12 protein-coding genes and 1 tRNA gene are annotated in these 12,757 nt (G+C 32.0%); 4 read left to right on the forward strand and 9 right to left on the reverse strand.

Annotated features, from left to right (window positions below; all coding sequences use genetic code 11):
* The 3 genes from ACYU7A_RS08105 to ACYU7A_RS08115 form a co-directional block, all read right to left on the reverse strand.
* Window positions 1-3,746, reverse strand: a 3,746-nt coding sequence (locus tag ACYU7A_RS08105) for a M14 family zinc carboxypeptidase (protein WP_460575602.1), incomplete at its 3' end; no start/stop codon positions are given.
* A 298-nt stretch (window positions 3,747-4,044) separates the two neighbouring features.
* A complete protein-coding gene (locus ACYU7A_RS08110; protein WP_460575604.1) occupies window positions 4,045-4,452 on the reverse strand; it encodes a hypothetical protein in 408 nt (135 codons plus the stop codon).
* Between the two features lie 277 nt (window positions 4,453-4,729).
* Window positions 4,730-4,803, reverse strand: a tRNA-Met gene (locus ACYU7A_RS08115).
* Window positions 4,804-4,938: 135 nt separating this feature from the next.
* Here ACYU7A_RS08115 and ACYU7A_RS08120 point away from each other — a divergent pair.
* Together ACYU7A_RS08120 and ACYU7A_RS08125 are read left to right on the forward strand one after the other, a co-directional pair.
* Window positions 4,939-5,331, forward strand: coding sequence for an START-like domain-containing protein (locus ACYU7A_RS08120; protein WP_345090137.1), 393 nt, complete (start codon window positions 4,939-4,941; stop codon window positions 5,329-5,331).
* A gap of 62 nt (window positions 5,332-5,393) precedes the next feature.
* Window positions 5,394-6,224, forward strand: coding sequence for an aminotransferase class IV (locus ACYU7A_RS08125; protein ID WP_460575607.1), 831 nt, complete (start codon window positions 5,394-5,396; stop codon window positions 6,222-6,224).
* Here ACYU7A_RS08125 and ACYU7A_RS08130 read toward each other — a convergent pair.
* From ACYU7A_RS08130 to ACYU7A_RS08155, 6 genes are all read right to left on the reverse strand, one after another.
* Window positions 6,216-6,776 carry a YqgE/AlgH family protein gene (locus ACYU7A_RS08130; protein WP_460575609.1) on the reverse strand — a complete coding sequence of 187 codons (561 nt, stop codon included), beginning with the start codon at window positions 6,774-6,776 and terminating at the stop codon, window positions 6,216-6,218. The genes ACYU7A_RS08125 and ACYU7A_RS08130 overlap by 9 nt on opposite strands.
* A gap of 110 nt (window positions 6,777-6,886) precedes the next feature.
* Window positions 6,887-7,159 (reverse strand): HU family DNA-binding protein, encoded by a 273-nt coding sequence (locus ACYU7A_RS08135; RefSeq protein ID WP_298115502.1) that lies wholly within the window; start codon window positions 7,157-7,159, stop codon window positions 6,887-6,889.
* Between the two features lie 181 nt (window positions 7,160-7,340).
* A complete protein-coding gene (fmt, locus tag ACYU7A_RS08140; protein WP_460575612.1) occupies window positions 7,341-8,288 on the reverse strand; it encodes a methionyl-tRNA formyltransferase in 948 nt (315 codons plus the stop codon).
* Window positions 8,289-8,423: 135 nt separating this feature from the next.
* On the reverse strand, window positions 8,424-10,328 hold the full coding sequence (locus ACYU7A_RS08145) for a RecQ family ATP-dependent DNA helicase (RefSeq protein WP_460575614.1): 1,905 nt from the start codon (window positions 10,326-10,328) through the stop codon (window positions 8,424-8,426).
* A 77-nt stretch (window positions 10,329-10,405) separates the two neighbouring features.
* Window positions 10,406-10,900 carry a MepB family protein gene (locus ACYU7A_RS08150; protein ID WP_460575616.1) on the reverse strand — a complete coding sequence of 165 codons (495 nt, stop codon included), beginning with the start codon at window positions 10,898-10,900 and terminating at the stop codon, window positions 10,406-10,408.
* Complete coding sequence (locus tag ACYU7A_RS08155; protein WP_460575618.1) at window positions 10,901-11,437, reverse strand: AAA family ATPase; 537 nt, start codon at window positions 11,435-11,437, stop codon at window positions 10,901-10,903.
* Between the two features lie 239 nt (window positions 11,438-11,676).
* Here ACYU7A_RS08155 and ACYU7A_RS08160 point away from each other — a divergent pair, with 239 nt between their 5' ends.
* Together ACYU7A_RS08160 and ACYU7A_RS08165 are read left to right on the forward strand one after the other, a co-directional pair.
* Window positions 11,677-11,961, forward strand: coding sequence for a DUF493 family protein (locus ACYU7A_RS08160; RefSeq protein WP_460575620.1), 285 nt, complete (start codon window positions 11,677-11,679; stop codon window positions 11,959-11,961).
* A 1-nt stretch (window position 11,962) separates the two neighbouring features.
* Entirely contained in the window at window positions 11,963-12,685 is a 723-nt protein-coding gene (locus ACYU7A_RS08165; protein ID WP_460575622.1) for a DUF4290 domain-containing protein, read from the forward strand.
* Window positions 12,686-12,757: the final 72 nt, after the last annotated feature.

The following is a 12,757-nucleotide window of genomic DNA, read 5'->3' on the forward strand; positions in this document are numbered from 1 at the left end:
TGAGTTGAAGTATTTCCGTTACCATCATTGTAAGTCCAAGTAATGTTATAAGTTCCTTGAGCATTGTATGTTAAAGGTGAAGTAGTTGTACCAGTAATAGTTCCAACACAAGCATCAGTTGCAGTAGGAGCCGTTACAGTAGCAGAACATTGACCAGTTACAGTTGGTAAAGAAGCTACGTTTGCCACTGGAGCAATAGTATCATCAACAATTACTGTTTGAGTTTGAGTTGAAGTATTTCCGTTACCATCATTGTATGTCCAAGTAATAGTGTAAGTTCCTTGAGCATTGTAAGTTAAAGGTGATGCAGTTGTGCCAGTAATAGTTCCAGCACAAGCATCAGTTGCAGTAGGAGCCATTAAAGTAGCAGAACATTGACCAGTTACAGTTGGTAAAGAAGCTACATTTGCTACTGGAGCAATAGTATCATCAACAATTACTGTTTGAGTTTGAGTTGAAGTATTTCCGTTACCATCATTGTAAGTCCAAGTAATGTTATAAGTTCCTTGAGCATTGTATGTTAAAGGTGAAGCAGTTGTACCAGTAATAGTTCCAACACAAGCATCAGTTGCAGTAGGAGCCATTAAAGTAGCAGAACATTGACCAGTTACAGTTGGTAAAGAAGCTACATTTGCTACTGGAGCAATAGTATCATCAACAATTACTGTTTGAGTTTGAGTTGAAGTATTTCCGTTACCATCATTGTAAGTCCAAGTAATGTTATAAGTTCCTTGAGCATTGTATGTTAAAGGTGAAGTAGTTGTACCAGTAATAGTTCCAACACAAGCATCAGTTGCAGTAGGAGCCGTTACAGTAGCAGAACATTGACCAGTTACAGTTGGTAAAGAAGCTACGTTTGCCACTGGAGCAATAGTATCGTCAACAATTACAGATTGTGATTGGAATGATTGGTTACCTCTATTATCAGTATAAGTCCAAAGGATTGAATATGTTCCTTGAGCAGAATAAGTTAATGGATCTGTGGTAGTTCCATTAATAGTTCCCATACAATTATCTGTTGCAGTAGGAGTTTGAGTAATATTTACAGAACATTGTCCAGAAATTGTTGGTAATGTTGTTACGTTAGCTACTGGTGCAGTCGTATCTGTAATAGTAACTGTTTGAAATTGATTAGAAGTATTTCCGTTACCATCATTGTATGTCCAATAAATTTGGTAAGTTCCTTGAGCATTATATGTCAAAGGTGAAGCAGTTGTACCAGTAATTTGACCGTAACAATTACTTGTTGCAGTTGGAGCTGTTACAGTAGCTGAACATTGAGCCGTTATTGTTGGTAATGAAGCAACATTTGGAACCGGTGCAGTACAATTTACATTTATTGTAAATGTTCTTGCACTTGTTGTAGTTGAATTACAAGTATTGAATACTGTTACATTTGCTGTTCCTGAAGTTGCAACATCAGTTGCATTGATAGCTGCAGTTAATTGAGTTGAACTAACAAAAGTTGTTGTTCTATTTGTTCCATTCCATCTTACAATTGATTCTCCACTAACAAAGTTTGTACCATTTACAGTTAAAGTAAAGGCACCTGAACCTGCAAGTCTAGATGTTGGATTAACCGAGTCATTTGTTGGATTTGGTTTTACAGTAACAATAACTTCATCTCTATTACTTTTTACAGCACCTAATTTCCAATTAAAAAATTGAAAGAAAGTTCCTGTTCCACTATTTGCCGTTATAGATATATTACCACTTGTTATAGGATAAGTTATTCCGGTAGTAGCTCTAATCAATGTATTACTTGTTCCTGAAAGTTGTCTTGAAACTAATCTTAAACCAGTTGCTACAGGTAAAAAGAAATCTAAATCGATGTCTTTACTTCCGGTAGTTGTTAATCTAACTACTTTTGATTCAAGCATTACACCTGAGCTGTTTTGTAATTCTACTAAAATGTCACCAACTACAGTATTGTTTATAGCTACTGATTTTAGTTTAGTTGGAGTGGTACAATTGAATATTAGATATCTATTTGCTAGAGCAGCATTAGTTGCACCAGTTCCAGAAACAGTAGTAGGACCAACATTTGCTGGAGTTACTTCTCTTTCAACCCAATATGATGTGTTTGAAGTTAAAGTTGGAGTAGTGTATGTAGCAGTTGATGCTAAAGGTGTTGTTGCCGTAGCACTATTGTACCATCTTATTGTACCCGTTCCAGTTGCAGATAAAGCAGCAGTCTGTCCAGTACAAATTGTTGCATCACTTGCTGTTGGTACTGAAGTTGTTGGTACCATAGTAACATTAAGTGTTGTTGTGGCATTATTTGTTAAAGTGACAGATATTGTTTGAGAGGTATAACCCGGAGCTTCAAAAATTACATTGTATGTTCCTGCTATTTGAACTTTGTGATAATCACCTTTTGTTGGCGATGTTTCAACCCATGAACCAAAATTATCAACAGTACCTCCAACATACACTTTTGCGTGAATTGGATTTCCAGATTGGTCAGTAACAATTCCATGTAAGCCATAACTAGCTTGTTTAACGTAGTTTAAAAGTGCTTGTCTGTTTCTTGTCCAAAAAAATGGCAAACTTGAAGCAGCTGGTGTTTTATCATTTGATATTTCTACTGTAATTTCTTTGTTATGATCAAAATAATTACTTGCATCTTGTCTTCCTCCATAAACCGAATACCAAGCAGCACCATTAGTTGTTCCAGGAAATTGACCAGTATTATAAACAGTATCCATGTAATCTAAATTACCATCTGCAGTTTGGCACAATTGTGCATATTCTGTAGAAACAAATTTGAAGTAATTATCATGTGGGTGATAACTAAAGTTTCCTGTTCCAGGAGTATTTGATGTATCCAAAGGGAAATTTACAACTTCTGTACCTCCATGATAATTTGCTGATAATACAAAATTTCTAGTAGCTTGAAAGTTCATAAACGCCACTGTTTCTGGTTGGTATACTAAACCATCATCGTGCAAACCACCAATTGCATCAGCATAATTTCTGTTTAAATCTACTCCGTTTGAATTAGCTCTTGTAGGAGTATTTGTAGCTCCACCTGGATTATAAATATCATTTCCAGCAGTTTTATATGAACCATCTGGATTTGCTAGTGGATTTATGTATAGTTCAGTTCCATTAACTAAGTTAGTAATTTCAGATAATGAACCGTAATTAGTTAACAAATAATCAATAAAACGAAGCATTGTTGGGTAACCAGTAATTTCGTCACCGTGCATTGAAGAAGTATAGAAAAATTCTGGTTCTGTTTCATCTGTGCTTGCATTATCTGAAATTTTCAGAACGTACAATGTTCTTCCAAGAGCAGTTGTGCCAATACTTTGTAAAGTACACAAACTTGGATATGTTGTTGCCCAATATTGCATTTTTGCTACGTATTCAGAATATCTAGGATAAGCATCCCATGTAGTATCCCATGCAGCTGCAGCTCTATTTGCTGTAAGCTCCTGAGGGATTTCGTTGTCTTCAGCAGTAACTTCATAAGGCAATCCATAAGTTAGGAACTTCTGAAATTGCTCTTTGTTAGCATAAACTTCTGCTTTCAATTCATTTTCATCCACAGCTTTATGGCTGACAGATACAATTCTATTGATTTCTAAGAACTGCGCTTTACTATTTGCTTTAAAAGTAAAAATGACTTCACCTTTTTCTTTCAAATAATACATTGCTTTTTCGTAAGAACTACCTTTCTGTGCAAATGAAGCACTTGAAAATAAGATAGTTAACAATAATACAAGAGTAAATTTTTTCATTTTATTAGGGTTTTGAACGACAAACCTAAAAAATACTTCTTTTCTGACAAAATATTTTATCGATAAAATGCATATAATATCGATAAAATACATAAAAAGATATTTAATGAAATATTTATCTTACAAATAGTAATTTACATTCTTTTTTGTAGTCTACTTTATCACATCTAAAAAAACTGCGCAAAGCCAGGTGACATTTGCGCAGTTTTTTATATGAAGACTTTGCGTTGCTTGTTAGAAATTAAAGTTTTTTTTTCTTTGTGGGCAAGGAATACAATTGCGAGCAATCTGGCATAATTTAGATATAGTTATTTTCTTTAAAAAATGACTCTAAGTCATTTAGAAATTTTTCGGTATCAAAACCTTTTATCTTTTTTGTAGATAGAATTTCTTTAGATTTTTTTAAAAACTCAAATGATAATATTTTATCTCTTTTTTCTTTATCAGAGTTTATAAATTCATTAAAGTCTAATTTAAATTCATACTCTAATGAAGGTTCTTTCCTAAGAATTTTAAGAGGACGAACTGTAAAAAAAGGTTCAAATCCTTTGGAAACACAAATGATACCTACATATATTTTTAAAATTTTTTCACCATACTTTTTTTTATTAAAATAATTATTTAATTCATCTTCAAAGGTATTTATTGATAATAAATATTCAATACTAAATTCTCGAGAAAACTGAATGCCCAAATTAATTTTCATACTAATTTTTTTTATCTAAAAATTTTATTTCCAGGAGTTATACTTCTTAAATACTAATGAATGTCATAAATCACTTTAGCTCGGATTTAAAATTTGTACAACAATAAATTAAACATTTACAAATGTTTATAATAAATATTTTCAAACAATTTTTGAAGGAGTTAAATTTAGAATCGTGTACTGTATCGTGTACTTTTTGTAAATGTATAAAAATTTTAGACATAAAAAAACGGTTTAGCGTACACTAAACCGTTGATTTCTAAAACTTAATTCGTAGTAGCGAGGACGGGAGTTGAACCCGTGACCTCAGGGTTATGAATCCTGCGCTCTAACCAACTGAGCTACCTCGCCTGATATGGCATTCCCTGAATGCGGGTGCAAATATAAGACTAATATAACATTGTCCAAATAATAAATTGAAAAAAAATATTTTTTTTCTTGACTGCTTTTTTAAATAAAAATTATATATTTCGCAAAAATTAGAATATGTCACCAAAAGTACGTTACGAAATAGAATTTCCTATAAATTCTTCTCCTCAATTACTATATCAATATATTTCAACTCCTTCTGGATTACAAGAATGGTTTGCGGATATTGTTAATTCTAGAGGTGAGTTTTTTACCTTTGAGTGGGATGATACTGAAGAACATGCAAGATTAGCCGCAAAGAAAACTGGCGAAAAAGTAAAGTTCAAGTGGATTGATGACAACAAAAAAGATACAGAATACTATTTTGAGTTAAGAATTTTAGAAGATGAAATTACAAAAGATGTTTCTTTAATGGTTGTAGATTTTGCAATCGAAGAAGAATTAGACGAATCTAAACAACTATGGGAAAATCAAGTTTCCGATTTAAAACATGTTATTGGTTCTGTTTAGAAATCATTTTTAAAACTTATATTTGTCTCGTCTCTTTCTAATAATGAGACGAGATTTTTTTTATGATTAATTACAACGGCGAAATTCAATCTTCAGACACTACTTTGTCTAATGCTAATAGAGGTTTTTTATATGGTGATGGTGTTTTTGAAACACTAAAAATCGTAAATAATAAAATCTTATTTTTTGAAGATCATTATTTTAGATTAATGGCTTCTATGCGAATTGTAAGAATGCAAATTCCAAATAATTTTACTTTAGAATATCTGGAAGAGCAAGTTTTGAATTTAGCGAAAGCTAACAATTGTGAAAATTCAGCTCGAGTAAGATTAACTGTTTTTAGAAATGATGGCGGATTTTATCTTCCACAAACAAGAACTGTTTCGTTTTTAATTCAAGTTTCACCACTAAATGAAACTCATTATTCCTTTACCGATGCAATGTATGAAGTAGATTTATACAAAGATTTTTACATCACAAAGCAATTACTTTCTACGATCAAAACTACCAATAAGATGATAAACATAACTGGTAGTATTTTTGCTGATGAAAATGATTTGCAAAATTGTTTGCTTCTGAATAACGAAAAAAACGTAGTTGAAGCATTGAATGGAAATATCTTAATGTTAATTGGAAATCAATTAATAACACCATCTATTGAAGACGGCTGTTTAAATGGAATCATGAGAAAGCAAGTACTCCAAGTTGCGAGAAAAATTGAAAATATTGAAGTTTTAGAGCAATCAATTTCACCTTTCGATTTGCAAAAAGCGGACGAACTATTTATTACCAATGTAATTACAGGAATTCAACCTATTACAAAATACCGCAAAAAAGAATACAAAAGTGATTTGTCAAAAACACTATTGGAGAAAATAAATGACTTAATTTAGAATTGGATTTTCTGGTGCGTTAGACCAAATAACATATTCGCCACCTAATTCGATAATTTTTTCTTTCCAAAATTGCTTTGAAGATTTACTCAAAATCGAAGCTTGATAATTATTAGGAGTGATTATCCACGAGTTGGCTTGTAGTTCATCTTCCAATTGGTTAGAACTCCAACCGGTGTAACCCAAGAAAAAGCGGATATCTTCCTTATTGATTTTACCATCGTTGATTAAGTTCTTGGTCAATTCAAAATCGCCACCCCAAAAAATTCCATTTGAAATTTCAATACTATTTGGAATCAACTCAGGAATGGTGTGAATGAAATATAAATTGTCTTGTTCCACTGGTCCGCCATTGTAGATGACAAACGAACCGTTAATTTCTGGAAGCAAATCGTTGATGGTATATTCAAGAGGTTTGTTCAAAATAAATCCAACAGAACCTTCTTCGTTATGGTCGGCCAATAAAATAACAGACCTATTAAAAGATAAGTCGCCAATTATGGATGGTTCTGCTATTAAAAGTTGTCCTTTTTGGAGTTTTTCAGATGTCATTTTGACGCAATTTTAACTAAAAGTACGAATAAAAGTTATAAAACCAAATTTTAGAGCAAAAAAAAACCATTCGATAAACGAATGGTTTTCTATATCAAAGATAAACTAGATTAGTTTACAGAACCTTCTAAGTCTGCTCCAGCTTTAAATTTTACTACATTTTTAGCAGCGATTTTGATAGTTTTTCCTGTTTGAGGATTTCTTCCGTCTCTAGCAGCTCTTTTAGATACTGACCATGATCCGAAACCTACTAAAGATACTCTTCCACCTTTTTTCAAAGTTGATCCTACGTTTCCTAAAAATGATTCTAAAGCTAATTTTGCAGCTGCTTTTGTAATTCCTGCGTCAGCAGCAATAGCATCGATTAATTCTGATTTGTTCATAATAATAGTTATTAATTGTTGGTTAAACTTTTTTGTTAATCAAAACAAATTTAGTAGAAATTACAGACTACACAAGTGATTCACATCATTTTTAGCTATTTTGTTAATAACTCGCGCAGTTTGTTAATAAAAGCATTGGTTTTGAGCAAAAAAATCTTATTTTTTCAATGATTGCAATGCCTTACACCGCTTTCGCGTTGGTTGAAAACGTTATTCCGTTTAACAATTCGAAGCTTTTCATTCTCTTTTTTCCAGCAAACTGTAAACTTAGTATTTCTAAAAATCCATTATTAACAGCTATTTTGATTTCTTTCTTAGTTGTAATGATACTTCCAGTTTCAAAATTATGCGATTCTTCAACCAATTTTGCTTCGTATAGTTTTACATTCCATTCTTCCGTTCCGTCTTTAAAGAAACACCATGCACTTGGATAAGGAGATAATCCTCTAATTAAGTTGTAAATTTCAACTCCTGATTTCGAAAAATCAATTTTACAATTGTCTTTATTTAATTTGTAAGCAGTTTTAATATCAGATGAATCGGTTTGAATTGTAGTAACAACATTTCCTTCTGTTACTAAAGCTAATGTTTCAACAACAGCTTCACTTCCAATCGACATTAATCGGTCATGTAATTCTCCAGCACTTTCTGTAGATGAAATTGCAGTTTCTTTGCTCAAAATCATAGCACCAGTATCAATTTTATCATCAATAAAAAAGGTGGTAACTCCTGTTTTAGATTCTCCATTTATAATTGCCCAATTAATTGGCGCCGCACCACGATAATTAGGTAGGAGTGAAGCATGTAAATTAAAGGTTCCTAATGAAGGCATTTTCCAAACTACTTCGGGCAACATTCTAAAAGCAACAACTACTTGTAGATTAGCATTTAAACTTTTCAATTCTGCTAAAAAACTTTCGTCTTTTAAATTGGTTGGTTGCAATAAATTCAAATTATTTTCTAAAGCATATTCCTTTACTGCGGAATATTTTATTTTTTGTCCACGACCTGCTGGTTTGTCAGCTGCTGTTATTACTCCAACAACCTCGTAGTTATTTTTAATTATGGTATCCAAAATGCCAACAGCAAATTCTGGAGTTCCCATAAATACGATTCTTAATTTTTCCATTATGATTATTTTTTAAACCGCATAGAAATCATAGTTTTTTTTGGTTAAGTCGTTTCACTCTATATAGATTTCATAGTTTTATCTATGTAAAATAAAATGTCTATGAAACCTTAACAACTATATTTTTCTATGATTCTATGTGGTTATTTTTTTTATCGAATATAAATTATTTGGCTTAACAATAATAGTATCGTTTTCCATTAAATTTTGAAGTGCAAAGATAACATCGTCTTTTGGATATTTGGTCAACTTTTGAATATCTCTCGAACTCATTTCTTGAATTTTCAGCAAACCAATTATTTTATCTGATAAACTTGAAGTATCCGTCTTGTTTTTCTTTTTGGAAATACAATAGGAGCAAACACCACAATCTTTTTTGATTGTTTCTCCAAAATATTCTAAAAGCAATTTACTCTTACAAGTTTTTTCTTCCTTTATATAATGTAGTACTGATTTTAGTTGTTCAGTTTTTAATTGATTTTGTGCTTCAAGATATTTTACAACTCGGCTAATCGTTCGTTCATCTTCGCGAACTTCATTGAATGTAAGTGTGGCATCATTGTTTTTAGCATGCAATTCGATTACTTGTTTTTCATTTAATTTATGAAGAATAGCTAAAACCTTGATTTCATCACAATTGGATTTTTTTGCAATCAAAGAAATGTTAATTACCGATTGTGATTCGTAAACTCCTGGATTGGTTCGTAAAATGGTTAAAATAACTTCCTCATCTTGTGGATTCAAACTCATGTAACGAATGACTTCTTTAGAAGGAATTATAAATTGCAAAGTGATTTTCTCAGTAAATTCTTGTGATAAACTGATGATTCCTTGTCCGTCTAAAAATTGTAAAGCATTGTAAACTTTTAAAACTGGAAAGCTGTATTTCGTACAAAAATGATTGATGTTAAAACTAAATTTTTCGTCAATTCCTTCACCATAAGCAATTTGAAAATAGTTGCAGAGTTTTACAAAAACTAAATTCAAGAATACTTTATCTGATAAAATGCTAAGAAATTGTGCTTCAACATGAATAACATCGGAAGGATTGGTTAGCAAAACTGCAAATGCTTTTTCGCCATTTCTTCCTGCGCGTCCGGCTTCTTGATAATAGTTTTCGAGATTGGGTGGAATGTGTAAATGAATTACCGTTTTTACATTGGCTTTATCAATTCCCATTCCGAAGGCGTTGGTTGCAACCATGGTTTGCACTTTCTCGTCCATCCAAAGTTTCATGTGATTTTCTTTGTCTTTTGGAGACAAACCTCCATGATAATATGTTGCTGAAAATCCTAAAGATTCTAATTGTTTAACGGTTTCTGAACATGATTTTCTATTGGTAACATATATAATTGATGGTTGCGGATTTTTCTTCAAAATTTGCTCCATCAAATGCAGTTTGTCTTCTACATTAAAAACCATATACGCTAAATTTTCTCTAGCAAATGATTTTACAAAAATCGCAGGATTTTCAAGTTGCAATTGTGTAATGATATCTTCCTGAACTCTTTTAGTTGCCGAAGCTGTAAGTGCCAAAAAAGCTACTTTAGGGAAATATTCTTTGAGCTTTGAAATCTTTAAGTAGGCTGGTCTAAAATCGTGTCCCCATTGCGATACACAATGTGCTTCGTCAATAGCGATTAAATTTATAGGAAGACCTTTTATGCGTTCTAAAATCCAATCGCTTTGCAAACGTTCTGGTGATAAATACAGGAATTTATAATTTCCATATTGACAATTATCTAATAAGTCAATGATTTCATCTGATGCAATTCCGCCAGTTAATGCAATGGCTTTAATTCCTTTGTTTTGCAAATTTTGAACTTGGTCTTTCATTAAAGCAATTAAAGGTGAAATGACCAAACAAATGCCTTCCATCATCATGGCTGGAACTTGAAACGTGATTGATTTTCCACCGCCAGTTGGCATTAATCCAAAAGTGTCTTTTCCTGCTAAAACGGAGGCAATTATGTCTTCTTGCGGAGTTCTAAACGCATCGTGATTCCAATATTTTTGAAGGATTTCTAATGGTTTAGACATTGTATTCAATTACGAATTAGGAATTTAAAATTAGGAATATTTCGTAAAAGTAGTAAAAACAATAAATATAATAGAACTTAGAGGTTTTTTGAATAAAGTGATTGTGCTTTCAAAATAGAAATCGGAGTTTCTATAAAATAATTTAATTGCCAATTTTGAGTTCGTTGCGCTTGTTTATTTTCAGTTTTATCCCAAGAAGGGTAAACTCTAAATCCTAATTTTCCTTTTTTAGATTGACTTTGAAGATATCCTTTTTCTTCTAAAACAGTTTTCGGAAAAACAAATTGTCCAAAGTGATTAGGAGTTTCGCAATTAATTATTACTAAGTCAAAGTTATCTTCTGATGAAAACGGCTGAATTGGTTTTTTATCAATACGTTTCCATAAAGTAACGAATTGTCCAATTTTGGTTGGAGTGATTTTTGCTTTTCGAAAAATTATTTTTGAATTTTTGAGTTCAAGTTGAGCCGCGCAATACTCTTGACTTTCTTTTTCTATAATGAGATTACGGATTTTTAAATCCAATTTTTCAAAAACTAAGCTTGAAGTCTTTTCTAGTTCTTGAAACGTCATTTATTGCAAAGCTTGTAAAATATAATTAGTACGTTCTTCTACAGTTCCTTTTGGAACTTCGATTAAGTTGTAACCGTATTTTTCATAAGTTTCTACAAGATGATTATAGATTAATTTGGCTTGTTCATAGTTTTCATAACGCTCATCATCGCTAACGTATATTTCTTCCCATGGTGGAAGGATGAAAATTCTATCATAATTATGGTCGCGACAAGCTTGATCAAAAAAAGAAGGATAACTATCACCAATGTAATGCATATAAGCCAAAACATCTGGAATTCCTCTGTCTAGGAAAACAGTTTTATGAGGTTCGTTTTTGGCGTTTTGGAATTGTTTTTTTCTTCCTTCAAGGAGTAATTCACTGAAAAGTAGTGGTTTTTCTAAAAAAAGTTGTTCGATACCTTGTTTTTGTGCTTCGCTAATAATTTCGCGCGAAACCTCAGGATAACAACAATGCCCTTTTGATAATAAATTATCTATGATTGTTGTTTTTCCAGTTCCAGGACCGCCAATAATAACTACAATTTCTTTTTCCAAAATTTTTTGAAATAAGGCGCAAATTTATTGAATTGTTTTAGATAATTGAGGTTGTTTTGTAATTTTATTTTCTATTCGATACAATTACAGATTAGCCCTGATTGTAGTGGCACGAAGTAGAACGAAAAGCAGGAATAAGGGAACCAAGAAAGCCCAACCCATTCGCTCCTAAAAAAAACTAAAAACTAAACAAATTGTAATATCAAAAATGTATATTTGCGTTTATTTTAATTTCAAGAATGGATAAGAAGACGGAAGAATTTTACATTCGGCTGAAGGAAGAATTGGGAAATACTTCGGAGTGGCCAACAGAATACCTTTACAAATTTATTGTGCCAACTGATGCTAAAAAAATTGAGGAAGTTGAAAATGCTTTTGACAATATGGGCGCAGTAATAAAAACACATCAATCTAAAGCAGGAAAATATACGAGTGTTTCTATCAATGTAATGATGGAATCGCCAACAGATGTGGTTGAAAAATACATAGAAGTTTCTTCGATTGAAGGAATAATTTCATTTTAATATGGTACCAAAATATATAAAAGAAAATGCTAACGATGTGGTATTCAATTTAGAATACAATGCAGAGCGTTCACATTTAATCATTCCAGAGTATGGTCGTCATTTGCAAAAATTGATTGACTTGGCTGTGGCAATTGAAGACAAAACGGAACGTAACAAAGCGGCAAAATATATCATTCAAGTGATGGGAAGTTTGAATCCGCATTTGCGTGATGTTCCAGATTTTCAGCACAAATTGTGGGATCAGATTTTTATTATGTCCGATTTCAAATTGGATGTTGATTCACCTTATCCAATTCCGACGCGTGATGTAATCAATTTGAAACCAGAACGTTTGGCGTATCCGCAGAAGAATCCAAAGTATCGTTTTTATGGTAATAATATCAAATACATGATAGAAGTTGCTAACAAATGGGAAGAAGGAGAAATGAAAAGTGCGTTGGTAAAAGTAATTGCCAATCATATGAAAAAATCGTATTTGAGTTGGAATAAAGATACGGTAACTGATGCCGTAATTTTCGAACATTTATTCGAATTGTCCGACGGAAGAATCAATCTAACAGGAAGCGAAGAAGAACTTTCGACTACAAATGATTTGATTAGAACTAACAAAAAGGTTTCAAACAAATCACAATTACAACAAAAAAACATGAAAATTCAAGGGTTCAAAAAACCAATTCCTGGTAAAAAACCTTTTATAAAAAATAATAATAATCCAAAATAATTGCGAGTTACGAGTTGCGAGTTGCGAGTTTTTTGAAACTCGAAACCCGAAACTTTTTAACCCGAAACTGAT

It is taken from the genome of Flavobacterium koreense (assembly GCF_054776075.1).

Excerpts from the sequence above, each read along its gene's own strand:
- ACYU7A_RS08135 (WP_298115502.1), bottom strand. The coding sequence starts at position 7,159 with ATGAACAAATCAGAATTAATCGATGCTATTGCTGCTGACGCAGGAATT.
- ACYU7A_RS08120 (WP_345090137.1), top strand. The coding sequence starts at position 4,939 with ATGTCACCAAAAGTACGTTACGAAATAGAATTTCCTATAAATTCTTCT.
- fmt (WP_460575612.1), bottom strand. The coding sequence starts at position 8,288 with ATGGAAAAATTAAGAATCGTATTTATGGGAACTCCAGAATTTGCTGTT.
- ACYU7A_RS08110 (WP_460575604.1), bottom strand. The coding sequence starts at position 4,452 with ATGAAAATTAATTTGGGCATTCAGTTTTCTCGAGAATTTAGTATTGAA.
- ACYU7A_RS08130 (WP_460575609.1), bottom strand. The coding sequence starts at position 6,776 with ATGACATCTGAAAAACTCCAAAAAGGACAACTTTTAATAGCAGAACCA.
- ACYU7A_RS08150 (WP_460575616.1), bottom strand. The coding sequence starts at position 10,900 with ATGACGTTTCAAGAACTAGAAAAGACTTCAAGCTTAGTTTTTGAAAAA.
- ACYU7A_RS08145 (WP_460575614.1), bottom strand. The coding sequence starts at position 10,328 with ATGTCTAAACCATTAGAAATCCTTCAAAAATATTGGAATCACGATGCG.
- ACYU7A_RS08125 (WP_460575607.1), top strand. The coding sequence starts at position 5,394 with ATGATTAATTACAACGGCGAAATTCAATCTTCAGACACTACTTTGTCT.
- ACYU7A_RS08160 (WP_460575620.1), top strand. The coding sequence starts at position 11,677 with ATGGATAAGAAGACGGAAGAATTTTACATTCGGCTGAAGGAAGAATTG.
- ACYU7A_RS08165 (WP_460575622.1), top strand. The coding sequence starts at position 11,963 with ATGGTACCAAAATATATAAAAGAAAATGCTAACGATGTGGTATTCAAT.